This window comes from Pedobacter riviphilus, assembly GCF_014692875.1.
Classification (GTDB): domain Bacteria; phylum Bacteroidota; class Bacteroidia; order Sphingobacteriales; family Sphingobacteriaceae; genus Pedobacter; species Pedobacter riviphilus.
Map to the genome: position 1 here is coordinate 1,349,481 of NZ_CP061171.1, position 24,630 is coordinate 1,374,110.

Consider the following 24,630-nt stretch of genomic DNA (forward strand, 5'->3'; position numbering starts at 1 on the left):
CTGGCTGCTTTTTTACCAGATTTTGATTGCGCACAGTCACTTATTAGTAATAGATGAATTATTAGTCATTACAATTACTTTTAATATCAATTTCATGGTAAAAAAAATAATAATAAGTAATAACTATGCCTGAATGTTTTTTTAGACATTATACATTTTTGGCTAGTTAATATTAATATGATACAATAGAATCATCCCAATTTCTACAAACAAAATGACAATCAATACTATGGAGTGGCAAAATGACGACGAACTTTTTAAGACCATAAAAACAGAACTTTATACAGCTGTTATTGGCGATATCATGGATAAAATGGGCCTGCTAGATCAGTTTTTACCTCCTCAGATACAACCTTTACACCCTGATATGTTTGTGGCAGGAAGGGCTATGCCTGTATTGGAGGCCGATGTATTAGAGTGTGGGCAGTATGACAGTAATAACCCTATCTTAAAAAAGCCATTTGGTTTAATGCTCGAAGCACTTGATGATCTTAAAAAACATGAGGTGTACATCTGTACAGGCTCTTCTCCCAATTATGCACTATGGGGCGAACTGATGAGTACAAGAGCACAGATTTTAGGTGCAGCGGGTGCAGTTGTAGATGGCTACTCGAGAGATACCAAAGGAATATTGCACCTCAATTTTGCATCATTTTCTTATGGTAATTATGCACAAGACCAAGCACCGCGGGGTAAAGTTATCGATTTTAGGGTACCTATAGATATTAAAGGTGTTTTGGTTAATCCTGGCGATATTGTAATTGGTGATATAGATGGTGTTTGCATTGTGCCAAAACAACACGAAGTAGAAGTGGTAACCCGAGCACTTGAGAAGGCTAGGGGAGAAAAAATGGTGCAGAAAAAAATTCTAGAAGGCATGAGCGCTAAAGAAGCCTTTGATAAATACGGTATTATGTAAAAGTAATTCAAAGATAAATCAAACGCATACATGAAATTATTTTATAAAATTTTTACCCCCATGTCCAAACCAAACGATCGACAATTAAATGTCCTATGGAATAATTACAGCAACTTAAATGCAATTTGCGATTGTAGAATGTACTACAAAATAGTAGTCACCTTTATTTTGGTATGCTGTACCGCTTTACCGCTATTGGCACAAAACAGTGGCATAGCTAGTGCACTTTCGCCAATTCCATCGTCGCTGCTCAACAGCAATAAGCCTGTTATTTCTTTAAATGGCGATTGGAAGTTTGAACAAACCAATAAAAAAGGAAGTATTAAAGTGCCAGGGGAGTGGGTAATGCAAGGCTATACGGTAAACACAGGAGAAACGGCTACTTACACCAAAACATTTTCGATACCTAACAACTGGAAAAGGAATCGCATTAAGCTGCGTTTTGATGGGGTAAGTTCTCACGCAATAGTTAAAATAAATGGTAAACAATTAGCAGAACACGAAGGGAGCTTTGTTCCCTTCGAAATCGATATTACCGATGCACTTAAAAGTGGCGAAAATCTGCTCCAGGTGGATGTACAGGCCAATACCATCAGCGATATTTTGGCCTGTACCTCTCAATATGCGGTACATACAGTAGGGGGGATATTACGCAACGTAACTTTGTTTGCCCTGCCAGACGTTAATATAGCCGATTTTACGGTGGTAACTACACTTGATAAGAACCATAATAATGCTATTCTTAACCTTAACGCTTTGGTCAATAATCAGGGGCAAAAGGCCACATCAGGAGAGATGATCTACACACTAACGGATGCTGTCGGAAAAAACGTCGCTGCGGTTAAAACCCTGTACCAGCAGTATCTGGTCATAAATCGACTTTGATTCATACCGATATTCCGGTAAAAAATCCAATTAAATGGAATACCGATAAGCCATATCTATATACTTTAACCACAGCATTAATTATTGACGGAAAAACGACCCAGAGCCATCACCAAAAAATAGGATTTAGGCAGGTTGAGGTAAAGGGAAATCAGGTATTCGTAAATGGAATGCCAATTAAATTAAGAGGAGTTAACCGCCATTCGGTGCATCCACTTACCGGGCGGGCAATAAGCGATGATCTGGAATTGAAAGATGCTGAATTGTTTAAACAGGCCAACTGTAATTACATCCGTACCTCTCACTACCCACCAAGCGAAAGGTTTTTAGCAATAGCAGATAGTCTTGGTCTGTTTGTAGAGAATGAAAGTTCTTTAACCTGGATACAGCACCATGCATCCCCAATTTGGAAATTATGGAATTATAAGGACGAAAAATTTTATCCTTATATGCTTGCGGCGAATATCGAAAAAATGCAGGCTGGCAAAAACCATGCATCGGTTATTATCTGGAGTTTAGGTAATGAGAGTTACTGGAGCCCGCTATGGGATAAAGTTTATCGAGAAGCTAAAAAATTAGATCCTACACGCCCTATTTCTTTCCACGATCAATGCTGGGGTGGTTTCAATAATGGAGGCAATAAAGTTGATATAGCCAATTACCATTATCCGGGTATTAATGGACCTAAAGCAACGGATACAATGAAAAGACCAACTTTATTTGGCGAATACGCCCATTTAAGCACTTATAACCGCCGCGAATTAATAACCGATCCAGGTGTAAGGGCAAGTTATGGTCCTTCACTAGTTAAAATGTACGATAGCATGTACGTGCATAAGGGCAATTTGGGTGGTGCCATTTGGAGCGGCATTGATGATACTTTTCACTTGCCTGATGGCAATATTGTAGGTTATGGCCCCTGGGGGCCAATTGATGCATGGCGCAGACCAAAACCCGAATATTGGGGGATGAAAAAAGCCTATGCCCCGGTAGTAGTGAAAAATGTGCTCCGGCCAGCCATTAAAAATGGTAAATTGGTGCTGGAAATAGAAAACCGTCATGATTTTATTTCACTGAGTGATGTAGATATTAATGCTAAGGTTGATGGTGTACCAGTTAGGTTAACATCATCTATCAAACCGCATGGCGAAGGCCTGTTGCATGTCCCTGTAAAAGATGGAACAAAAGAAGTATATATCTCATTTAAAGACCCTTCAGGTAATGTGGTGAATGAAGAACTTATTGTTTTAAAACCGACCGAAGAAAAGGTAAGTGAAGGCAAGCTGGCATTGTCGTTTACAGAAAATGAAATGGCCTATTTTGTAACACAGGGAGATGTAAATTATACCATTAACAAAATTACTGGTGTAATATCTGGTGCAACAAACAAAGGCATAAAAGTTTTAGAACAGGGCCCTGTATTTAGTGTGGTGGCCATGAACAGTGAGGATGGTGGTAAACCCAATGTAGCTGGCGAAACGTATCAGAATAACATCTATCCGATTAAAAATTATCCATCGTACACCATTTTTGCAAATGCGATTAAGGTAGATCAGACGAATGATGCAATTATCTTCACTATAAAAACAACATATACCAATGGTGATGGTAATATAACTTATACCTTTTTTGCCAATGGGAACACTCAGGTAGGTTATGAAGTGAAAACTACTTTGGAAAAACCTTATCAATATGGTATGCTTTTCCAGCTACCCAACACTTTTGACGAATTAAGCTGGAAACGCAAAGGCGAATTTACCGTCTACGCAGCAGAAGATATTGCCCGCAATAACGGAACGGCTAAATTAAATGCGAAATGGTTACCCGCTGTAGAAGAGTTTGGAAAGCCTGCCGCTAAACAATGGAAAGATGATGCTAACGAAATGGGTTCGAACGATTTTAGATCAACTAAACAACAGATACTTCAAACCCAGTTAAGTAATGGAAGCGAGGGGATAGTGATTAAATCCAATGGTAAACAGGCATCGAGAAGTTGGTTGCAGGACGAAAAAATCCAGTTATTGATAGCAGATTATTGGAACAATGGCTCTGAACCTTTTTATGGTTCACCTTTTACTGATGGACGAACCAATATCAAGGGGAAAATGTTAAAAGGAAGTGTGAATTTTAGGCTGCAGTAAAAATCGTCATTGCGAGAAGGCTTTTTCAGTCGATGAAGCAATCTTGCAACTATCGCTGTGTGCGCTTTAAGATTCTCGCCTGGCTGGAATGATAATTAATAAAATAATATGTTAGTGGCCGACAAGCATAGGAGATGAAAAACAACAATTAAAAGTTGGTAGTAACGCTAACAAAACAAAAATAAAACCACAATAAGATGAAAATAACAGATGTAAAAGTATGGCTGGTTGAGGGCGTAAAATACAACTGGACATTATTAAAAATATACACCGATACCGGGCACACAGGCGTAGGCGAGGCCACAAACTGGCCAGGCAGTCCGATTGTTTTTGAAGCAACCAAACACGTAGGGCAGCGTATTATTGGCTTAGATCCGATGAAAACAGATTTTATATGGACTAAACTCTATAGAGATTTAAACTGGATGGGACCATTTGGTGCCAGCATGTGCGCCATTAGCGGGATAGATATGGCTTTGCTCGATTTAAAGGCAAAAGTGTTGGGGGTACCTTGCTATGAGCTTTTAGGTGGCGCTTTCAGAAAAGACATTTTGCTTTATGCCAACTATTGGTTTACAGGTGGCGGCCACAATACAGAAGATTACGCTGCTCAGGCCAAAAAGGTTAAAGAAGCAGGTTTTACAGGCTTAAAATTCGATCCATTTGCACATACCAATTATTTGTATGGCGAAGATCTATCCTCAAATCTTCAGCTTACGGCTCCTCAACAGGATTTGGCATTCAACGTAAGCAAAGCGGTACGCGATGCTGTTGGGCCTGAATTTGACATCATGATCGAAACCCACGCCATGTTGAATTACCGTGTGGCTGTAACTATGGCCCAAAGGCTTTCGGAATTAAATATTACCTGGTACGAAGAGCCTGCTGGACCAGAAAATGCCAATACCTTAAAGGCCATGAGAGATCGGATCCCTTCCAATGTTTCCATTTGCGTAGGCGAACGCCACTATACCCGCCATGGTATCCGCGATGTATTGGAAAAACATATCTGCGATATTATGATGCCTGATATTACCCGTTGCGGAGGCCCTTCGGAAATGAAACGTATGGCAACTATGATGGAAGCGTATAATGTGCTCCTGGCACCGCATAACCCAAACGGACCGCTATCTACCTTGGCCTCGGCACAGGTTTGTGCTTCGGTACCAAACTTTTTCAGACAAGAATTTATGTTTAACGATGTGCCTTGGCGTGATGAAGTGATTTCGCATCCAATTGCTGATATGGTACAACAAGGACATTTGAAACTGAGCGACAGGCCGGGTTTAGGCGTTGATCTAATTGAAGAAGAAATGGAAAAACACCCCGGCATCTTAACGCCAAGGGCTGGTTTTTATGTTTAAATATAAATACCTACCAGGTTTTTAACTCCCGATAGGTTTTAAAATGGATTTTATGGCACTAACAATAGATTTAAAAGGAAAAACAGTCTTGGTAACGGGTGTTACTTCGGGTATTGGTTTGGGCATTGCCAAAATGATGGCCAAAGCGGGCTGCACCGTTATAGGTTGTGCGGAACAAAGTGAAATAAGTGATGTAGCCCAGCATTTTTTGGCTGAAATGAATTCCCTTGATGTAGAAACCGATTATTTTAAATCTGATATAACATCAATTGAAGATATAGAGTCGCTGGTTTCAGACATTACCATTAATTACGGACGCCTGGATATTTTAGTTTCAAATGCAGGTCAGAATGTGTTTAAGGGTTTAGAAAATTGTACAGAAAATGACTGGCAGTTTAATTTGGATTTAAACCTGTCTGCACATTGGCGCCTGGCCAAACACTGCAGGTCTTTATTATCGGCAAACAATGGAGTAATCATTGTAATGGTTTCTAACCATGCTTTTGCCAGCATTCCGGGGTGTGCGCCATACAATATTGCTAAAACGGCTTTAACAGGTTTAGTCAGAAGCCTGGCTATTGAATGGGGGCCCGATATCAGAACGGTCGGTATTGCGCCAGGTTTTATCGATACGCCAGGCAATCAGCAATGGTTTAACTCCTTTGAACAGCCTGATGAAGAAAGACAGCGTACCATAAACCTGCATCCCGTAAAAAAATTAGGTACAGTAGAAGAGATTGGAGGATGGTGCGTGTTTTTATCAAGCGAATACGCTGCTTTTGCATCTGGGACTACCTATTTAATTGACGGAGGCCGAAGTGCAATGATGCAGGACAATTGATTTGAGATTTGCAATTTGAGAAAAAAGGGATACTTAAATAGGGGTAATTTTTTAGTAATACGATGGATATTTGGAAGCCAGATGTGCTTTATAAAGCAGGTTTAATTTTAGGAGAAGGTGCTCGCTGGCATGCCGAATGGCAAAAATTCTTGTTTATCGACATCAAAGGCAAATTAATTGGTACCTGCAACCCGATAGATGGAAAAGTAGTAACCCACAAAATATCTGCTATGCCCGGTATGCTGGCACCTGCCGAAAATGATCAACTCTTAGTGGCTTTACAAGGTAAAATTGTGTTACTTAATTTAGCAACAGGTAAAACGGTAAATCTGGCAAAATTTAAAGAGGATGCCGAAAACCGAAGTAACGATGGTGCCTGTGATGCTTTAGGCAGACTTTGGGTGGGAACAATGGATGTTACAGCCAAACATGGTGCCGGTAATCTTTACTGTTACAATGGGAAATTAGTAAAGAAAATTGCAGGTACAAGTGTATCTAATGGCATATGTTGGTCGCCAGATAACCGCACCTTATATTACGTAGATAGTTTTCTGTACCACATTAAAGCCTTTGATTATGATTTGGCTACTGGGAATATCAGCAATGAAAGAATTGTGGTAGAAATAACTGGTCCCAATATGCTGGCTGATGGGATGTGTATCGATAATGAAGGAATGCTTTGGGTAGCCATTTGGGGGGGCGGTTGTGTAAATAGGTATAACCCACTTAACGGGGCCTGCATAGGGAAGATCGAAATCAATGCACCTAATGTAACCAGTTGTGCTTTTGGTGGCAAGCAAATGAATCAAATGTTGATTACGACAGCAAAAGATGGACTAAGTGCAGAAGAATTAAAAAAATACCCGTACAGCGGATCCTTGTTCATGGTAAAATTAAATGTATCTGGGCTGCCAACAGCTTTTTACAAACAACTATAGTGATCGGTATTTTACCGGAACACAAATAATACTGACCAAATAATACTTCCTATTTTGTTATGAAACTAGAATTTATAGATTACCTGATTATTGCCATTTACTTTGTAATTGTAATGGGCATTGGTTTAGTGCTCAAAAAGAAAATAAAAACAGGTAACGATTTTTTATTAAGCTCACATAATATACCACTATGGATTACCTGCTTAGCATTTATCTCCGCCAATTTAGGTGCGCAGGAGGTTTTGGGCATGGCCGCTAATGGTGCAAAATATGGTTTGTATACCATGCATTTTTATTGGCTCGGTGCTGCTCTAGCGATGATTTTTTTAGGGGTTTATATGATGCCGTTTTACTATGGTAGTAAAGCCCGAAGTGTACCCGAATATCTGAAATTACGGTTTGATGAGAAAACCAGGACTTTTAATGCGCTTACTTTTGCTGCAATGACCGTCTTCTCTTCTGGCGTTTCATTGTATGCACTGGCCATGTTGATGGAGGTTATTTTAGGCTGGGATTTTGATTTCTCGATTTGGCTAGCGGCAGGTGTTGTGTTAATTTATACCTTCTCTGGAGGATTAACCGGTGCAATTTATAACGAAGTTTTGCAGTTTTTTCTGATCATTATTGGTATAGCACCATTGGTTTATATTGGTTTAGATAAAGCGGGTGGGATTGCTGGTATTATTCAGCATGTTGATGATGCGAAGCTTCATGTTTGGAAAGGTCTAGACAGTCCGGCAAATAACCCAATGGGTGTAGATGCTTTTAGTATGATTTTTGGATTGGGCTTTGTTCTGGCCTTTGGCTATTGGTGTACTGATTTTTTAGTGGTACAACGTGCCATGGCTACCCGAAACCTTAATGAGGCACAGCGTACACCTATTTTGGCCGCCTTCCCTAAAATTCTGATGCCTGCAATTGTGATTCTTCCGGGGATCATTTTATTAGCCTTGCAAGGTCAGTATACAGGGTTCGAATTGCCCGTTAATGTAAATGGTGATAAAGATTACAATATGGTACTGCCTTTATTGTTGCAGAAACTTTATCCAAGTGGTTTGCTTGGTTTAGGCATAACGGCATTAATTGCTTCATTCATGAGCGGTATGGCGGGCAATGTGACGGCTTTTAATACGGTATTTACCTACGATATCTATCAAACCCATATCAAGAAAAAAGCTTCTGATTTACACTATTTAATGGTTGGTAAGGCTACTACCATTGCCGGAATCCTCATTTCTATCGCTACGGCTTACGTTGCCCGAGGTTTTAACAGCATTATGGATTTATTGCAACTGGTATTCAGTTTCGTTAATGCGCCCTTATTTGCCACTTTCTTTTTGGGCATGTTCTGGAAACGTACTACAGGTCACGGCGCCTTCTGGGGATTGCTTTTAGGTACAAGTGCTGCAGCAATAACACACGGTTTATCGGTGGCAGAAGGCAAAGGTGGATGGCTAGTGCATTTATTTGACTTTTATTCGGCAACTGGGCAAGCCTTTACCATTGCTTCGATCTCATTTACGGTATGTTTAGCATTTACCATTGTAATTAGCTTATTTACCAAGGCAAAGGACGAGAAAGAACTGGTTGGCCTGGTTTACAGCTTAACACCAAAACAAGATTTAAAGAGCAAAACCTGGTATACTAATCCATTGTATTTGGGAGTTATTGTGTTGATTATTACGGTAGTATTTAATGCCATCTTTTTTTAATAGACACATCAAAATTCAAAAAAGCTGATGTTTCCATCAGCTTTTTTGAAATATTAGGTTTTATTTTTTGACAAATATCTTTAGCTATCGCTATTTCCTGCACCATGTAAGTAATAAAAGAGCTATATAAGTAAAATAATACATTTTGTGGTATCAACATTTTTCGGACGATCAACCGTCAATAGGTCCGTTATCCTTTGTCCTTTAAATTTCTGAGGTAAGTCATCATAATTGACTTCAAGGGCCAAATGACTTAAATCGGTGTCTTCCACACCGGTGTATTTGATCGATGGCGCGAAGTCTATAGGAATGGGAAAACGCTCAATGCCCCAGTTATCCAGTTCAAGTTGATAGGGCGGTTTCCAGGATGGACCGTCAAATGCCGGCTTGGCTTGCGCATATGTTTTTGAGCACAGGCAGCCGAGGAGCAATACAAGAAAATAACTGTTAATCCGATTCATGTTTTTTTGATTTGAAGTACCAAAAACTCTTCTCTGATTTTTTTATGACAAACTCTTAAAATAAAGATAAGAAAATAGCCAGAATCTGCATGGAATAAATATCAGATCAAAACCAAAACCGGGTGGCTAAGAGTGAAACTGTTTTCATATTGTTGATCCTTGTGATGATTGCCCTTTCCCATTGTATTGGAAATAAAGTATAGATCATTATGATTTTGTGAAGTCAGTTGATGCCGCTACGATCCCTTAGGTTTAGATATCAAGGCTGATGTTTCCATTCGTTGTAACATTAGACCGAAAGGGTGTCAAACCTTGGGGTGTAATTGTTTATGAATCAGATTTTTGAATATAAACGATCCCGTTTTTGTGTCAAAACCCACCTAAATCTTGTTTCAAGTAAATGTTAAACCTATCGACCAGTTCAAAAATTATCAGAAATATTAATCATCCACTTTTTAAGTAATACTTTTCTAGATTTTCTTTTAGCTCTAATTTTCTTCTTTTTGTCGATAACTTTTGGGATTAACGCTTCTTTTTCTTTTCTCAATTTTATTAATCTTCCGAGTTCATCATACTCTGTCATCTTAGTGTCTAGTTCTGCTATTCGCTTTAAATCAGCAATAAATTTATTGCTTATCCGAACTTTTGCCGACCCGTAAAGGGGCAAAGATTTTTTTGAAAGTTTTTGCCTCTTTTTCCGTCTTTAACTATTTGTTTTTCAGGCAAATATACTGGGTTGTTTCGTTGGCTAAAAGTGTTCGATATCAGTCTCCATCGTATTCCATTTTTTCAGGAAAAAGGCAGTAAACTAGGTATCGCAGATTACATAGCGGATAAGCCTGAAATCGATCAGGCTTATCCGCAAAAAAAAATTAATAGCCTGGGTTTTGAATCAGGTTCGGATTTCCAAGTTGGTTATCAGGAATGGGAAATAGCAGATATTTTGCTTCGCTGGCGGGTTTTTCCTGCCAGGCGGTCAGGAATTTCCCGAAACGGATCAAATCCTGCCTTCTAAAACTTTCCCAGTAAAGTTCCCTTCCTCTTTCATCAAGGAGATTATCTAAAGTAAGGCTGGTAAATGCAGAGGCTCCCCTTGTGGTTCTGATCAGGTTAACGATGGTGAGTGCCTGAGCTGTTTGCGAGGTGCGAAGCATAGCTTCCGCTTTCATTAACAATACATCGGCATAGCGATAATAAACCCAATCATTATCAGGTTTCTTAGAGCCTGTATTGGCATAATCGATTGGATATTTGATTACCCTTATCCCCGCAACTTCCAGGTGGTTCGGATCACGTTCGATGATACTCACCTCAGGAGTGAGAGCTAATGGATTGCCTTTCCTGTCTTTCAGCGCTACCCCGTTCTGATCAAACTGCTGGCCGACTAAAAAACCTACCCTGATGCCTGATACATTGGTTTGCCCGGCATAAGTGCCACCTCTTCTGGTATCGCTTGCTTCGAATTTATTGTAGAAGTTGGATAGGGTAGAAAAACCGTTATAGCCGTTCGGATTTTGGTTGTAATGGAGGGTACATTTCCACATCCCATCCAGGTCGCTTCCCGAAGATCCTGCAATATTCTGCGCGGTAAATATATTTTCTTTCGATAGAATATCATTGGTAGGTGCAAAATTGTCGAAGTAATTTGCCGTCAGTGTATAACCCCCTGTTGCTATTTCATCTGCAAGCGATATTACCTTTGCCATATCTGCAGCATCAAAAGTTGGTGCAGCGCGATTTAAAAAAGCACCCTTGTTCAGGTATACTTTCATCAGAAGTGTTCTGGCGGCATTTTTGTTTGCCACATTTGCAGGTCCGGCAGGTAGGTCCGGGATTATTGCCGTCAGCTCGCTGATTAGGTAATTTACCTCATCAGCTGCATTTCTAACCCTGGATGGTTTGGTCACGTCTTCACCTGGGTCCCGATAAGGTACCTGCCCCAGCCATCCAATATAGAAAATTGGGCAAAAGCACGCAAGAAACGAGCCTGTGCTGCCTGGCTTGGTGTAGGGTTGCTACCCAAAACACTTGTTGCAACATAGCTGATGCTGTTTAAGTCTCTAAATACATCAGAAATCCTGGAATGATCGGGAGCCCATTTATGCAGATGCAGTGCGCGCCAGGCACCGTTATCATCCCAATCGCCTGCCCGCGTAGGTACTATTGTCTCATCTGAGGTTACTTCCTGCAGGGCAGACCAGTTCCATGGTGCCTGATACGGGCCGATCATGGCAGCATATGTCGCGCCCAATACACTGGCAACATTCCCTGATGTTACCCCCGAATTGCCCACCTGGCCATTCAGATCTTCGTTTAGTTTGGTACAGCCCGATAAACTTAAGGTAACCGCTACAAAACCGATAATATATTTATTTTTCATGTGCTTACAATTAAAAATTAAAGAGAAAAATTAACACCAAAATTGAAAGTCCTGGCAGTAGGGTAGGCCGTATAATCTATACCGGCAGAGGGCACTCCACTTACACTTTTGTTTACGTTTACCTCAGGATCGAAACCCGTATAGTTGGTAATTACAAAGAGGTTTTGTCCGTTAACATAGATGTTCAGGGATTTGATCGACTTGCCGATGTTGCCGATATTATAACTGATGGTTGCATTGGCCAGTTTTACATAGTCTCCTTTTTCGATATACCTTGATGATGCTGCAATAGGGTTGGCAAGTGATTCTGTAATGGATTGGTTAACCAGTGCAGCGGAAACATTGCGCGTGCCTAAATTTGAAATGGCCAACACCGAATTTGCCGTATTATTGTAAATGCTCTGACCGAATGCGCCGTTAAAGTTGGCCGAAAAAGAAAGTTTCTTATACCTTACATTTGTGCTTAATCCCATAATTACCTTAGGGTTGGGGTTGCCTACATAATAATTGGTAAAACCATCATCGGTATACTGGGAGAATCCATTTGCGTCTAAACCGTTATACTGTCTGGTAACCATTGCAAACAATGGCAAGCCGTTTTGGATTACTTCAGTAGTTACCCCGCTCAAACCCTGGCCGTTTAGTGCACCTGTTTTGATAATTCCCGATATGTTCTGGACTTTGTTTTTAATGAAAGTTGCATTACCGGCTAAACTCCATGTAACGTTGTCGTTGTCGATAATCGTTCCATTAAGGCTCAACTCCAGCCCTTTGTTGATGATCTGCCCAGGCAGGTTGACCCATGTAGGTACATTCCCCCCGACAGCAGGTACGAACGAAATCTGGGGAAATAACAAGTCGTTGGTGGTTTTGTTAAAATAATCAATGGATCCGGTAAGCTTATTTCCCAGAAAACCAAAATCAACCCCAACGTTTGCCTGTTTGTCAGATTGCCATTTTAGGTTCGGGTTTGCATTGTTAATGGCAATTAAGGTCGGCTGGCCATTGGTGTTGCCAAAATCATAACGTTGTTGTGCAGATCCTGATGGGAAATCCTGGTTACCGGTCTTGCCATAACCAACCCTGAATTTCAGCTGGTCTAACCAGCCAGCATCACTAAGGAATGCTTCTTTTTTGATATCCCAGGCAGCGGCAAAAGATGGGAAATAACCATAACGGTTAGATTTTCCGAATTTGGTCGAACCATCTGCCCTGAAAGTAGCTGTTAATATATATTTACTGTCGTAATTGAAGATCGCCCTTGCAAAATAAGACTGTAATTGGGTTGTGGGATTGTTAAAAGCCGCAAATGTACGGTTTGCAGGCGCGGTAGTCTGGAATGCATCTGTATAATCCGCCGCGATATCGCCAAAGCCCGTAGCGGTATTGATTGTTCCTTTATTGATGAAATTTGAATATTCATAACCGATGATGGCATTTAGATTCAGTTTGTTTACAACTTCTTTGTTAAAGTTCAAGGTGTTTGTGAACTGCTGGGTAATAAGTTCGGTGGTTGAATAACTTGCAAAACCGCCAAGGAAATTACCATCTGGCTGTATGCCCTGTAAGTTAAGAAAACTTCTTGTCGACGCCCTCCTTATCCCGCTACTGTAATTTACGCTTGCCAGCATCCGGTATTCCAGCCATGGGGCGATTTTGTAATACGGAGAAACACTGCCCAAAATGGTAGATACCTTGGTCTTATCACTGTTTGCGGCCAGGGCAGCAAGTGGATTGATAGTTGTAGAGCCATAATCTATGAACAGGCTACCATCCGGTTTGTAAAACGACTGTGTGGGGTTCCAGGATAAAGCCTGACTGATCAGACTACCTGTAAAACCCGCATCAGTAGTGATTGGGGCAATATTCTCTAGGTACTGGTTGCTGATCATGTTAACATCCAGCCCCAGTTTTTTACTTTCCAAAAATTTAAAATTACCGTTAAAGCCTGCGCTGTACTTTTTAAAATCGGTGGATCTGATAATTCCCTGTTGGTTCTGATAGCCCAGTGATGCACGGAAAGTATTCCCGTTGCTGCCCCCGCTAATGCCTACAGAATAATTCTGATTGTAAGCCGTACGGGTAATGGCATCCAATGCATCTACGTTAGAGCCAAAATCGCCAGCGGTGAGGTTGTATTTTTTCAATGCTGCCCGGTATTCATCCCCGCTTAAAACATCTACCTTTCTGGCGATACTGCCAACGCCGGCGGATGCGCTGATATCAATTTTCGTTTCTCCCGATTTTCCTCTTTTCGTGGTAATTAAAACCACACCGTAAGCCGCACGCGAACCATAAATGGCAGTTGCCGATGCATCTTTAAGGATTTCCATCGATTCGATATCGGCCGGGTTGATAAAGTTTAAAGGGTTGCCATCCGGGGTGGTTCCGGTACCTGCGCTGGCAGTTAAACCTGCAACACCCGCATTGGTTGATGGCCTGGCCGATCTTCCGTCCAAAGCAACACCATCTACCACATACAGCGGCTGTCCGGTACCGGTTATAGCAGAGTTTCCTCTAATACGGACAGTTGATGCACCGCCTGGCTGGCCACTATTGTTGATCATCTGCACACCGGCAACTTTACCCTGAATCAATTGATCAGGTGCATTTAGCGGCCCTTTATTAAAATCTTTTGCCGAGACAGTTGTGGCAGCCCCGGTCAAATCATTTTTCCTTACTGAGGCATAACCCACAACTACAACTGCCTCCAGGTTATTTAAGGACGCCATGGTGATATTGATCACGGTTTGGTTATTAATGCTTACTGTTTGGGTTTCCATACCTACAAAGCTGAAAACAAGCTGTGAAGAGCCCGCTGGGGCAGTGATGGAATATTTTCCCTCAGTATCTGTCTGTGCCTTTGCAGTGCCTGGTTTTACCTGTATGGTTACACCGGCCATAGGTAATTTATCACTGTCGAGCACGGTGCCTTTGATTACACTTTGTGCAAAAGCCGATGCGCTGAGCAGCAGCATGCAGCAACTTATCACAATAAGTTGCTGCAAAAAATACAATTTGGGTTTGTTGGATTGAACGGCCCAATTGCTTTTTGGTAAAGTAATGTTCATAGTTGATTTATGATTTTGGTTAGAAAAATTAACTGATCTTATTAAGGTGGTCAGTTAAACCTAAGGTGATTTGTTTTTTCTGCTCTTGTTCATGATGTTTAGTTTTAGTTAGTTAATATTGTGTTTGCCTAGATTTTAGCAATGTGCTCGGTTTTGTAAAGTGCTCCAGCGCTTTCTATTTTTTTTCTGGCAATTGAAAGCGCATGATCTATGCACTTTTCAATGGATTTTTCCTGGATGAAATGAGATAAAAAACCTGCCCAAAATGCATCTCCTGCGCCTGTAACATTTACTACCGATGGTACGGTGAGTGCCGGTTTGTGGATCCATGGGCCATTTTTCGCTTTATACCAAACGCCATCTTTTCCACAGGTAAGGCAGATTACCAGAGCATTTAGCCCATTAAGTGCGTTGATTGATTCTTGTACAGTTAAATTCCTATCCAAAAATCTTTCCATATCATCCATACTGATCTTTAACAGTGGTTTAAAACCGCATATCTGATCAAACACTTCCCTTCCGTTATCGTCATTCCATATGGCGGGCGAATAGTTCCAATCTATTGAGACATACTTACCAGAACGGTATGCCTTTGCAAAGGCTTCCAGTATATGGCTTTTAGCGGGTTCCTTGCTCAGTGCAAAGGCCGTTGTATGGAGCAATGCTGAGGATTCGATCAGTTGATCATCAATCCGGGCAATATGCATGTCGGCATGGCGATAAGCAATAAAATCAGGCGTTCCGGTGCTTTTTCCAACCAGTACGATACTGGTCTGGTGTTTGGGTATGCGTTGTAAATATTTAGGAGATAGCCCCGCCATTTCCATTTCATTGATGAGGTAATCACCCAATCCATCTTCACCCACGCAGCTAACCAGCTCGGTATGGTTTCCGAGCCATTTTAGGTTAGCACTTAAATTGGCCGGGCTCCCACCTTGGTTGATTATAAAATTGGAAGCGAAAGCCAGCGATTCGATGTTGTTTTCTGAAATAAGGTCTGCAAGCAGCTCCCCAATCACCAGGATCGTTTTTGCAGGCGTATTGTTTATGAGGGCATCTTTCATGTTAGTCGGCAAATAAAGTTTTAAATAATTCACTTGTTGCTGCCTGTTCGGCAATAATTGCCCCTGCAGCACTCCAGGTGCAGTTGGGTACCCCACAAGGTTTTTGGCTTACCCCATGCAAGCATTCGTTAAATAAGCTGTCTTTAGCATTAGCTGCATGGATATTCAATGTGATTGCTTTAGCAAATTCAGTTTCACCATGTTTTGCCAATGCTGCTGCCAAGCAGCCATTCCAAACGGGCCATAGGCCCCCGTTATGAAAATAATCAGGGTGATTTCTAAAGCTGTAGGCATAGTTGTTTTTAAGCTCGTTCATATCTGCATCCGTATCCCTAATAGCTGGATAAAATGATGGTAGAAGTAGGTTTTTTTGCTGGTAAAGCGCTTTAAAGTAATGGATTACAGATTCGTTTTGCTTGGTGTCTCCCAAATTCAGTAACAGGGCGAAAACGTTCGCCTGTAAATCGAAATAGGTATAAATTCTGGATGGGTTAAAACCCATTAACCAAAAATGGTCTGGACCATCTTTCATCTGATGATTTAAATTTACCGTGTAACTGATCTGTTGATCGTTATGTTTCCAATAATTCTGTCTGATGGTTTTAATAATATGTGCGCTTTTATCGGTCCATTTTTTGTTTCCGCTGATGGACGAAGCCAGTTTCAGTGCCCATACCCTTAAAAGCTGGTCAAAGAGAATATAACCGTGTTGGATATACTCATCTGCCCAGTCTCCACTTTGTGGCACATACATTAAATGTTTACCGTTAAATTCCCAGGCCTCCATTACCTGAAAACATTTATCGATTTCATTTTGATATTGCTCATAAAGTGCTTTTTCACCAGTACAGATGGTATAGGCACAAATACCGATTACTGCCCATGCTGGGTTATCCGCACGGCCTGTTGTACCACCAAAACTCACCGATCCGTCAGCAGGGGAGACATTGGATGGCATAAAACCGTTGGTGTGCTGATTGCTGAAGAGCGTTTTAATAGTTAATTCTGCTGTTTCAATTAATTTTTTCTCGCCCGTAAGCATTGCTGCAACGGCCGTAATTACACCATCCCTGGTCCACACGCGCTTGTAGTTATCATGTTCCTGCACGGCAGCAACAAAGCCAAAAGGTGTTGACGCCTGGTGCAAAAGGTTTATGGCTCTATGGTATGCAATTTGATCAACCATTATTTAAAGTTTACTTTCTGTTTTTTTTATCGATAAAACCATTACGCCGCTAATGGCAATAAGCACCCCGGCAAATAAAATGGCATTTCCAGGGTTGTATTGCAGCAGGTAACGGTAGATGTATTTGAAACTAATGGTTTCCAGTAGCATCGGTAAAACAATAAACATGTTCAGTATCCCCATAAAAATGCCCGTTTTTTCTTTTGGGATACTTCCGGCCAACATGGCATAGGGTGTGCCCATCATACTTGCCCAAGCAATCCCCAGGCCTATGATCGGTATAAATAATAGCCCCGGATTACTGACCGTAGGCAAGGCCATTAAGGAGAGGCCTCCCAGGACAAGGCTTAAAAAGTGGACTTTCCGTGAAGTAATTTTTCTGGCAAAAAAGGCCAATGGGAAAGCCACCAGGAAAGTAACCACATTATAACCTCCATTTACCGTTCCGGTGAGCAGTTGGGCAGACGCAAATCCATCTGATGCCGGATCTGTGGTCTTATAAATTGTTTTAGCGAGGCAGAGCGTAATAAATTGCCAGTAAACAAACATGCCGTACCAATTGAAGAGATAAACTATACCAAGTTTCCGCATGGTGATGGGCATCACTTTAAATGCAGCAATAATATCTTTGAAAATACTGGCCACCCCGTTTGGAAGTTGTTTGATTCTTTGAATTTCTGCATCGGGGAGCGGTGCTTCCTTAGTTGTTAAACAGCTAAACATAATCGAGCCGATTGAAACAATGCCGCCGATAAAAAAAGCAGCATAAGTAGTATAGGGAATATGGTTTGAACTTCTGTCGTTTATGCCCAAAATGCCAAGGGTTATTAAAATGCCCGGGGTAAGGTTGGCCAGGGTTATGCCCAATCCGGTAAAGAAACTTTGAGTTAAAAAACCAAGCGCATGCTGCTCTGGTGGAAGTTTGTCGCTCACAAATGCGCGATAAGGTTCCATAGTGATGTTATTGCCGGCATCTAAAATCCATAAAATACTGGCCGCCATCCATACCGAACTGCTGTAAGGCATGGCAAACAGACAGATACTGCAGATTATTGCACCGATAAGGAAATATGGTCTTCTGCGGCCAAACCTGCTGGTGGTTTTATCACTCATGGCGCCGATTATCGGTTGAACAAGCAGACCGGTCATCGGTCCGGCTAAATTTAATAGCGGAATCTGGTCAGCATTGGCACCGAGGTAAGAATAGATCGGCGTCATATTGGTCTGCTGTAGGCCAAAACTGTACTGGATCCCAAAAAAACCGAAATTCATGGCGATAATGGCACCAAAATTTAGTTTGATTCCTGATGAAATACTTTTTGCCTTTTTTTCTGTAGCTACAATCATGGGTTTTTCTAAATGTTAATTGATTTTATACACTACAGATTGCCACGGTAACAGATCGATTTTGTGATCCTTTATTTCGGCGGTTTTATAGTTGCTGAGTACCAATTTGGATAAACTCGTATTGATGCCCTTATCAATCGGATAATTCACATTATGGTTGGAGAAATTTAAAATAACCAATATCTTTTCGTTCCCTTGGCTCCGGAGATAACAGTAAACCTGCGGATGATCGATATCATAGATCTTATACGATCCATAAATGAGGGCAGGAGAGGATTTACGGAGTGCAACTACCTTTTTGAAATACGCCAGCACACTGTTCGGGTCTCTTTCTTCGCGCTGTGCATTAACTTCTTTATAGTTTGGGTTCACCTTAATCCACGGTTGTCCTGTGGTAAAGCCTGCATTTTCACTGGCATCCCACTGAAAAGGAGTGCGTGTATTATCCCTTGAAATGAACTTTTCTTTATTCATAAATGCATTCAGGTCTTCTCCTTTGGCAAGCACATTCTTATAGGCATTTAAAGTTGCAATATCCCTGAAGTCTTCAATTTTATCGAACCTGATATTCGACATGCCCAATTCATCACCATTAAAATAAAAAGGGGTACCGCGCATGGTCATAATCAAAGTGCTCAATAGTTTAGAAGAAGTTTCCCTAAACGCCGGGCTGTCATTTCCGTATTTACTTACCATTCTTGGCACATCATGGTTTGCAAGAAAAATGGCAAGCCAGCCTTTATTGGCAAAAGAACTGTCCCATTTAGTGAAAACTTTCTTTAGGTCAGGTAAGTTGTAGCCTTTGGGATCGTTCCCGATATCCATTACTTCAAAATGGTAGGCCATATTCAATTCTTTTCTGTCTTCATCTACAAGTGAGTGTGCATCTGCCAGGGTACTTCCTGCGCCTTCAGCAACGGTCATTACGTTATATTTGCCAGTTACTGAATCGTTCATCTCACGAAGATAGCTGTGAAGGTTAGGGCCCATACCATAGTATTTGATGATGTCTTTTTCATAACCATCAGGGTATTTTTTCCATAGGGTATCCTTCGAAACATATTGAAATGCATCCATACGAAGACCGTCAATTCCCTTGTCCAGCCAGAACTTCATCATGTCGTAAATTTCATTTCTGAGTTTGTGGTTCTCCCAGTTTAAATCTGGCTGCTTTTCAGAAAAATAATGAAGATAATAGGAGTCCGTTATCTGATCATATTTCCAGGCATTGCTGTTTACATCAAAGAAACTGTATCTGGGGGTTGGTTTGCCTTTTTCTGCAGTCCACCAATGGTAGTAATCCCGATAAGGGCTGGTTCTTGAAGATCTTGACTGCTTAAACCAATCATGCTCGTCGCTGCTATGGTTAAGCACCATATCCAGTACCAGTTTAATATTTCTCTGGTGTAAGCCCTTTAAAAGTCTGTCGAAATCGTCCATTGTGCCGAACTCTTTCATGATGTTTCGGTAATCACTGATGTCGTACCCATTGTCATCATTGGGAGAAGAGAAAATAGGATTTAACCATACCACATCTATTCCCAAGCTCTTAATGTAGTCTAGCTTAGAAATAATTCCGTTCAAGTCACCGATTCCATCGCCGTTGCTATCCTTAAAACTCCTTGGATAAATCTGATAAACTATAGCCTCTTTCCACCATGTACGGTTTTTGATTGCTGTAAATGGCGATTCTTTCCTTTGGTTTGGTACACCAGCTTTTGGTATTTGCCCAAAAAGAGTTATTGAAACTGCCACAAATGAAAAAATTAAAAAGGATTTTATATATCTCATAACTTATTTCTTGAATACAGTTTTTGTTAAATTACTAAAAATGTAGTACATGTAAGTATGTATTGTATTTATTAATTTAACTTGTCTGTAACTTTTGCTTTGTCTATTTTAAAGCATAATAAATAGTATTGTTACTTGGTTAGTAAATCGGGTTGATTCAGCTTAATTGCTGCTGTATAAACATTTCCACGATCTTATAACGAAGATAGTGCAGATCAATAGTTTTAAACCTGGATTTAGGGGTAAGTCGACTGCAAACGTTTGCGGAAACATTTGCGGAAATGTTTGTTGTTGAAAACTTATATTTGGGTAAAAAAATATATGACGATGAGGCTGAACCCTACGCTTAAAAAAATTGCCGAAAAATTAAACGTGAGTATATCAACGGTTTCAAGGGCACTTAAAGATCATCCAGATATTTCCCCGGAAACAAAAAGGAAAGTGAATGAACTGGCAAAGCTGATCGAATATGATCCCAATCCATATGCAGTTAACCTCCGTACGCATAGCAGCAAGGAATTTGCTATTGTTGTGCCGAGTCTCTCCAATTATTTTTATCATTCATTTATTAGCTCAATAGAAGAAGATGCACGGATTTATGGCTATTCAGTTATTATTTACCGCTCTTCCAATGATCCGGCAATAGAACTCGAAATATTAAAAAGCTGTAGGCATAAAAGGGTATCAGGGATATTTATAGCCATAACTGCTCAGACAAAGGATATGGAACCTTTTCTCAAACTTGATGTACAGGGAATCCCTGTTATTTTTTTTGATAAAGTGCCAAATTACGAATCCTGTAATAAGATATGTGTAGGTGATGCCCATGCTGCTGAACTGGCTGCGGGTGAAATTTTAAAAAAAGGTAAAAAAAACATCATGGCAATTTTTGGCGATCGGAATATGTCGATCACCAAAACGCGTTTGGAACGGTTTACCGCCTGCATATATGATCGAGATCCCGATATTTCTTTAGAGATTATTCATGCCTCGAGTTCAGAAGAAACTGAAAAAAAAGTATTGAAAGCGCTTTCCACAGGTATAAAAAAAGAGTTTGTGGTTTTCTGCATGAGTGATGAGATACTGGCTGGAGCAATGAAGGCGATCCAAAGAATAGGGGTTAAAGCGCCCGAAGATTTAGGGGTTATTGCCATAAGTGATGGAATGATCCCGCAAATTTTTTATCCCGAAATCACTTATGCCGAAACCAGCGGATTTAAGCTTGGTAAGCTGGCTTTTAGTAGAATGATGAAATGCATTGCCGGTAGTTCATTCGTGCAAACCATAATTGATGAATCAATTTTGGTGCCAGGAGGCTCACTCTAATTTGTATTCTGCAATGCAACAAGCTTTGCTAGCTGGATACCTACTGTCCTTTGTACCGTTCTGCTTTTTTACCCATAAGTGGCTTTTGGCGAAATCATAAGGTATTTTTCGTCAATTTCAACACTCTTAACACTGTTTTCGAAAGGAAAAAATATTTCAGATAAAGACCAACTCAGTATCTTGCGGACAAAATGTTAAGCTATAATGAATGTATTTCTCTTTTTATAATGTGCATTCATCTGTTGGTATAGGCTTATGTTTTGTTTGGTGCCGCTCGTCGGTATAAATGAGGTGCTCGCGAGTAGAGAACTGGCGACCCTCTTTATGAAATACGGACTTGTTCAATTCTCAAGCAAGGTTTTGAAGCGATTGGTGAGCTTATAGCTTTCCGGATGGTCGTCGTTTTCATCTTCAAGCTGCTGCCTTTTATAGCTTCTTTTCGCTTCTAGTAACAATAAATACAAATATATCTTGATTGCCTTTTCCCTTCCTACTTTTTCACCCTGTAGTTCATCATTTATTTTCATCAGCAGTTCAAGCATTACATCCAGTTCTTCAGCTGCGACCTGAAAAACAGGTTTGCCAAAAGAATGGTAAAATGGAAACTCATCGGCTATTTTAATGGCAGGAATTATATCGTTCAGAAAATCGGAATTAAAAAGTATATAATAACCGAACGCGTCCGATGCAATATTTTTTTTTGAAAAAATCTGGTTGGGAAACGTGAACGCTAAGGTTAGGGGTTGATGGCGAAAATTCTCTAAACCAATCTTCATATCCAGGGAACCTTTGACGGTAATGCTTACACGATAAAAATCTGATTTTAATGGCCCTATAGAATTTACAAGACCTTCACTGGAATACATTTCAAAGCCGCGTACAATTTTAGAATCCTGAATATGGTTGTAACCAAAAGGAGAAGTTTTTTCTTTTTCCCTGTGAACAGTTTTAAAATTCTTTAGGTCATACTTAGGAATATCTTTGATAAAGTTTTTCATGACTCATTTTTATTCGTTTTTCGTTTATCAAAAATACCATTATTTTATTCGACCTTTTACGGCTATTTAATGAACTGTCTTGTTCTAGATTTACTGGACGAATAATTTTGGTTCTTCTAGGTAATTGCCAGGCAATCAAATTCGCGTACAGTTTAGTTCGAAACGGACTGATTACTTTTGTTGAAATACACACCCAAAAATACCAGTTGAAAAATGAACAAACGTTTGCGTATTTCATTATCAAAGCAATGTGTTAATTTGTTTGCGGTTTTACAAGCCACTAGGATAATTTAGGATCTAACTTTTTGTTATTGTTGCAGATACACGTGAGTAGCTGCAGGGGAGTAATCTCTCTGGCAATCTTTGCCCCAACTTAATTGGCAGATACGAAGTTTGTCACGGATCAATTTATTAACAAAAATTTAATGTTCCGGTTTAATCCTCTAAACCTAGTAAAGCCGTAATTTCCCACTTTAGTTACTTAAAAAAAAATGGAAAAAATCAATGCCCTGAAAACCGGATCTGATGTTGCTTTCAAAGCAGTATTCGAAAGCTCATGGGAAAAGGTCTATCGTTATTTAGTAAACAAAACAAGGGATGCTGACCAGGCAAAAGATCTGACACAGCTGGTTTTTATCAAGCTATGGACCTACCGGATCAGTTTGTCAGATGAAATTCCATTAGATACCCAAATATTCCGCAAAACAAAACAGGTACTGATCGATTGGCTAAGGGCAGAAATGCGAAAAAGGGAATATATTTTCTCAAATTCCCCTGAGGCTACAGATAGTAGCTGGGACCAGATCAATCATCAGACCGATATCACAAACCATCTTTATTGGGCAATAGACAAACTACCGCCAAAGAGAAAAGAAATATTTGAGCTAAGGCATATACAAGGTTATTCCTATAAGGAAATAGCAGAAAAGCTCGGTATTTCAACAAAGACCATAGACAGCCAGCTGGTTAAAGCCAATATCCAGCTGCGCAAGATTCTGCAACTCTCTATCTGGGCAGCCATCACAGGTTCTGGATTTCTAAATTAATTTTTTTTAATCCCCGGTAGGGAGATCGTCAAAGTCCAGCGTACATGTATCTAAAAAGCTTCACATGGACCAAATAGAGCTGATCAAAAAATTCTTAAGAAATGAATGCAGCAGAGAGGAAGAGATTCTTATTGACCGCATCCTCATGGAAAATCCCGATTTAGTTGACGAACAGCTAAACGCCAAAGAATGGGATAAAGCCGAAGTCCTTTCCGGCAAATCCGATCAGCTAAAAGATGAAATATGGGCTGGCGTTTACGCAGCTACTCGTCCAAGAAAGAAAATAATACAGTTATGGAAACCGCTAAGCCTTGCGGCAAGTCTCGTACTGGTTTTGGGCTTAATTTATTTTCGCTTACCCTCAGGCGATAAAAACCACGGCGATATTACCAATAGCCAGTTAGCGCTAAAGACAGCGAGCAATAAAACAACTGGATACCTGAAGTTTAGCATGCCTGATGGTAGCATAATCACCTTGTCCCCAGGTGCAGCTATTTCATATCCGGAAAACTTTGGTAGCAATAGAAAAATATTTTTAAAAACAGGAAAAGCAGCCTTTGAGATTGCAAAAGATAAGGTGCATCCATTCACTGTATGGGCAAAAAATATTGCCACCACAGCCCTGGGTACGAAATTTACAGTTGCCGAGTTAAAAAGCGGCGTTGATGTTAAACTCTATGAGGGGAAAGTGGTAGTAGATGCCTTTGATCAAAAGAGCAAGAAACGTTCAGACTTTTTAAAGCCCGGCCAGCGCTACACCACTAGTTTAGATAAGAAAACCCAGAGGTTATCAACCTTTAGCGGAGATTTCGATGGTGCTATAGACAAACGCCTGGGGGTGATCAGTAATCTTGTTCCCGGGCTTTGGCTAAGGGTATGAGGATCGTAAATACCCCGCTAAGCGAGGTGTTTAAACAGATGGAACTCGCCTATCAAATCAAAATAGATTTCCAACAAAGCGAGGTCGAGAATAAATACTTCACAGGAAGTTTTAGTGGAAAGGAAACCCCAATGGAAATTTTAAAAATCATTGCTTCCATAAACGAAATCACCGTTCAACGCGATGGATTAGGATATCAGATCCGTGGCCAAATAGAAAAGGCTAGTAAACCTGAACGTTAGCAGCTCGGAATCATAAGCCGAGATAGCAGCCAAACCAG

20 protein-coding genes are annotated in these 24,630 nt (G+C 40.5%); 11 read left to right on the top strand and 9 right to left on the bottom strand.

Features of this window, described 5'->3' with window-relative positions:
* Positions 1–214: 214 nt before the first annotated feature.
* The 7 genes from H9N25_RS05590 to H9N25_RS05615 all read left to right on the top strand — a co-directional run bounded on the left by H9N25_RS05590 (position 215) and on the right by H9N25_RS05615 (position 8,800).
* A complete protein-coding gene (locus H9N25_RS05590) occupies positions 215–919 on the top strand; it encodes an RraA family protein (protein ID WP_190328223.1) in 705 nt (234 codons plus the stop codon).
* 138 nt (positions 920–1,057) lie between these two features.
* The gene (locus H9N25_RS24370; protein ID WP_223833599.1) at positions 1,058–1,804 is read left to right on the top strand and encodes a sugar-binding domain-containing protein; all 747 of its coding nucleotides are present in this window, start codon (positions 1,058–1,060) and stop codon (positions 1,802–1,804) included.
* Positions 1,801–3,945, top strand: a complete 2,145-nt coding sequence (locus H9N25_RS05595) for a glycoside hydrolase family 2 TIM barrel-domain containing protein (protein WP_223833600.1) — start codon at positions 1,801–1,803, stop codon at positions 3,943–3,945. The genes H9N25_RS24370 and H9N25_RS05595 overlap by 4 nt, the downstream gene beginning before the upstream one ends.
* Before the next feature lie 197 nt (positions 3,946–4,142).
* The gene (locus H9N25_RS05600; RefSeq protein ID WP_190328224.1) at positions 4,143–5,309 is read left to right on the top strand and encodes a mandelate racemase/muconate lactonizing enzyme family protein; all 1,167 of its coding nucleotides are present in this window, start codon (positions 4,143–4,145) and stop codon (positions 5,307–5,309) included.
* Positions 5,310–5,361: 52 nt separating this feature from the next.
* Positions 5,362–6,150: an SDR family NAD(P)-dependent oxidoreductase gene (locus H9N25_RS05605; RefSeq protein ID WP_190328225.1), complete on the top strand. Its 789-nt coding sequence runs from the start codon at positions 5,362–5,364 to the stop codon at positions 6,148–6,150.
* A gap of 62 nt (positions 6,151–6,212) precedes the next feature.
* The gene (locus H9N25_RS05610) at positions 6,213–7,088 is read left to right on the top strand and encodes an SMP-30/gluconolactonase/LRE family protein (protein WP_190328226.1); all 876 of its coding nucleotides are present in this window, start codon (positions 6,213–6,215) and stop codon (positions 7,086–7,088) included.
* 59 nt (positions 7,089–7,147) lie between these two features.
* Positions 7,148–8,800 (top strand): sodium:solute symporter family protein, encoded by a 1,653-nt coding sequence (locus H9N25_RS05615; protein WP_190328227.1) that lies wholly within the window; start codon positions 7,148–7,150, stop codon positions 8,798–8,800.
* A 122-nt stretch (positions 8,801–8,922) separates the two neighbouring features.
* Here the strand turns inward: H9N25_RS05615 and H9N25_RS05620 are convergent, their stop codons facing one another.
* The 8 genes from H9N25_RS05620 to H9N25_RS05650 form a co-directional block, all read right to left on the bottom strand.
* Positions 8,923–9,261 carry a hypothetical protein gene (locus tag H9N25_RS05620; protein WP_190328228.1) on the bottom strand — a complete coding sequence of 113 codons (339 nt, stop codon included), beginning with the start codon at positions 9,259–9,261 and terminating at the stop codon, positions 8,923–8,925.
* An 872-nt stretch (positions 9,262–10,133) separates the two neighbouring features.
* Entirely contained in the window at positions 10,134–11,168 is a 1,035-nt protein-coding gene (locus tag H9N25_RS05625; RefSeq protein ID WP_223833601.1) for a RagB/SusD family nutrient uptake outer membrane protein, read from the bottom strand.
* Positions 11,165–11,641: a hypothetical protein gene (locus tag H9N25_RS24375; protein WP_223833602.1), complete on the bottom strand. Its 477-nt coding sequence runs from the start codon at positions 11,639–11,641 to the stop codon at positions 11,165–11,167. Before H9N25_RS24375 ends, H9N25_RS05625 begins: the two co-directional genes overlap by 4 nt.
* Positions 11,642–11,658: 17 nt before the next feature.
* Positions 11,659–14,712 carry a SusC/RagA family TonB-linked outer membrane protein gene (locus tag H9N25_RS05630; protein WP_223833603.1) on the bottom strand — a complete coding sequence of 1,018 codons (3,054 nt, stop codon included), beginning with the start codon at positions 14,710–14,712 and terminating at the stop codon, positions 11,659–11,661.
* Positions 14,713–14,840: 128 nt separating this feature from the next.
* Positions 14,841–15,776, bottom strand: coding sequence for a carbohydrate kinase family protein (locus H9N25_RS05635; RefSeq protein ID WP_190328229.1), 936 nt, complete (start codon positions 15,774–15,776; stop codon positions 14,841–14,843).
* A 1-nt stretch (position 15,777) separates the two neighbouring features.
* The gene (locus H9N25_RS05640) at positions 15,778–16,962 is read right to left on the bottom strand and encodes a glycoside hydrolase 100 family protein (protein WP_190328230.1); all 1,185 of its coding nucleotides are present in this window, start codon (positions 16,960–16,962) and stop codon (positions 15,778–15,780) included.
* Between the two features lie 3 nt (positions 16,963–16,965).
* Positions 16,966–18,309: an MFS transporter gene (locus H9N25_RS05645; RefSeq protein WP_190328231.1), complete on the bottom strand. Its 1,344-nt coding sequence runs from the start codon at positions 18,307–18,309 to the stop codon at positions 16,966–16,968.
* Positions 18,310–18,324: 15 nt separating this feature from the next.
* Positions 18,325–20,064: a glycoside hydrolase family 13 protein gene (locus H9N25_RS05650; protein WP_223833604.1), complete on the bottom strand. Its 1,740-nt coding sequence runs from the start codon at positions 20,062–20,064 to the stop codon at positions 18,325–18,327.
* A gap of 363 nt (positions 20,065–20,427) precedes the next feature.
* Here H9N25_RS05650 and H9N25_RS05655 point away from each other — a divergent pair, with 363 nt between their 5' ends.
* Positions 20,428–21,426, top strand: a complete 999-nt coding sequence (locus tag H9N25_RS05655; protein WP_167293794.1) for a LacI family DNA-binding transcriptional regulator — start codon at positions 20,428–20,430, stop codon at positions 21,424–21,426.
* Positions 21,427–21,767: 341 nt separating this feature from the next.
* Here H9N25_RS05655 and H9N25_RS05660 read toward each other — a convergent pair whose 3' ends face one another.
* On the bottom strand, positions 21,768–22,424 hold the full coding sequence (locus tag H9N25_RS05660) for a hypothetical protein (RefSeq protein ID WP_167293795.1): 657 nt from the start codon (positions 22,422–22,424) through the stop codon (positions 21,768–21,770).
* Between the two features lie 491 nt (positions 22,425–22,915).
* On the opposite strand from H9N25_RS05660, the gene H9N25_RS05665 reads away from it, so the two are divergent.
* The 3 genes from H9N25_RS05665 to H9N25_RS05675 all read left to right on the top strand — a co-directional run bounded on the left by H9N25_RS05665 (position 22,916) and on the right by H9N25_RS05675 (position 24,592).
* Positions 22,916–23,470, top strand: a complete 555-nt coding sequence (locus H9N25_RS05665; RefSeq protein WP_190328233.1) for an RNA polymerase sigma factor — start codon at positions 22,916–22,918, stop codon at positions 23,468–23,470.
* A gap of 64 nt (positions 23,471–23,534) precedes the next feature.
* Positions 23,535–24,350 carry a FecR family protein gene (locus H9N25_RS05670; protein WP_190328234.1) on the top strand — a complete coding sequence of 272 codons (816 nt, stop codon included), beginning with the start codon at positions 23,535–23,537 and terminating at the stop codon, positions 24,348–24,350.
* Positions 24,347–24,592 (top strand): DUF4974 domain-containing protein, encoded by a 246-nt coding sequence (locus H9N25_RS05675; RefSeq protein ID WP_223833605.1) that lies wholly within the window; start codon positions 24,347–24,349, stop codon positions 24,590–24,592. Before H9N25_RS05670 ends, H9N25_RS05675 begins: the two co-directional genes overlap by 4 nt.
* The last annotated feature ends 38 nt before the right edge of the window (positions 24,593–24,630 follow it).

Excerpts from the sequence above, each read along its gene's own strand:
- H9N25_RS05590 (WP_190328223.1), top strand. The coding sequence starts at position 215 with ATGACAATCAATACTATGGAGTGGCAAAATGACGACGAACTTTTTAAG.
- H9N25_RS24370 (WP_223833599.1), top strand. The coding sequence starts at position 1,058 with ATGTACTACAAAATAGTAGTCACCTTTATTTTGGTATGCTGTACCGCT.
- H9N25_RS05600 (WP_190328224.1), top strand. The coding sequence starts at position 4,143 with ATGAAAATAACAGATGTAAAAGTATGGCTGGTTGAGGGCGTAAAATAC.
- H9N25_RS05605 (WP_190328225.1), top strand. The coding sequence starts at position 5,362 with ATGGCACTAACAATAGATTTAAAAGGAAAAACAGTCTTGGTAACGGGT.
- H9N25_RS05610 (WP_190328226.1), top strand. The coding sequence starts at position 6,213 with ATGGATATTTGGAAGCCAGATGTGCTTTATAAAGCAGGTTTAATTTTA.
- H9N25_RS05615 (WP_190328227.1), top strand. The coding sequence starts at position 7,148 with ATGAAACTAGAATTTATAGATTACCTGATTATTGCCATTTACTTTGTA.
- H9N25_RS05620 (WP_190328228.1), bottom strand. The coding sequence starts at position 9,261 with ATGAATCGGATTAACAGTTATTTTCTTGTATTGCTCCTCGGCTGCCTG.
- H9N25_RS24375 (WP_223833602.1), bottom strand. The coding sequence starts at position 11,641 with ATGAAAAATAAATATATTATCGGTTTTGTAGCGGTTACCTTAAGTTTA.
- H9N25_RS05630 (WP_223833603.1), bottom strand. The coding sequence starts at position 14,712 with ATGAACATTACTTTACCAAAAAGCAATTGGGCCGTTCAATCCAACAAA.
- H9N25_RS05635 (WP_190328229.1), bottom strand. The coding sequence starts at position 15,776 with ATGAAAGATGCCCTCATAAACAATACGCCTGCAAAAACGATCCTGGTG.
- H9N25_RS05640 (WP_190328230.1), bottom strand. The coding sequence starts at position 16,962 with ATGGTTGATCAAATTGCATACCATAGAGCCATAAACCTTTTGCACCAG.
- H9N25_RS05645 (WP_190328231.1), bottom strand. The coding sequence starts at position 18,309 with ATGATTGTAGCTACAGAAAAAAAGGCAAAAAGTATTTCATCAGGAATC.
- H9N25_RS05655 (WP_167293794.1), top strand. The coding sequence starts at position 20,428 with ATGAGGCTGAACCCTACGCTTAAAAAAATTGCCGAAAAATTAAACGTG.
- H9N25_RS05660 (WP_167293795.1), bottom strand. The coding sequence starts at position 22,424 with ATGAAAAACTTTATCAAAGATATTCCTAAGTATGACCTAAAGAATTTT.
- H9N25_RS05665 (WP_190328233.1), top strand. The coding sequence starts at position 22,916 with ATGGAAAAAATCAATGCCCTGAAAACCGGATCTGATGTTGCTTTCAAA.
- H9N25_RS05670 (WP_190328234.1), top strand. The coding sequence starts at position 23,535 with ATGGACCAAATAGAGCTGATCAAAAAATTCTTAAGAAATGAATGCAGC.
- H9N25_RS05675 (WP_223833605.1), top strand. The coding sequence starts at position 24,347 with ATGAGGATCGTAAATACCCCGCTAAGCGAGGTGTTTAAACAGATGGAA.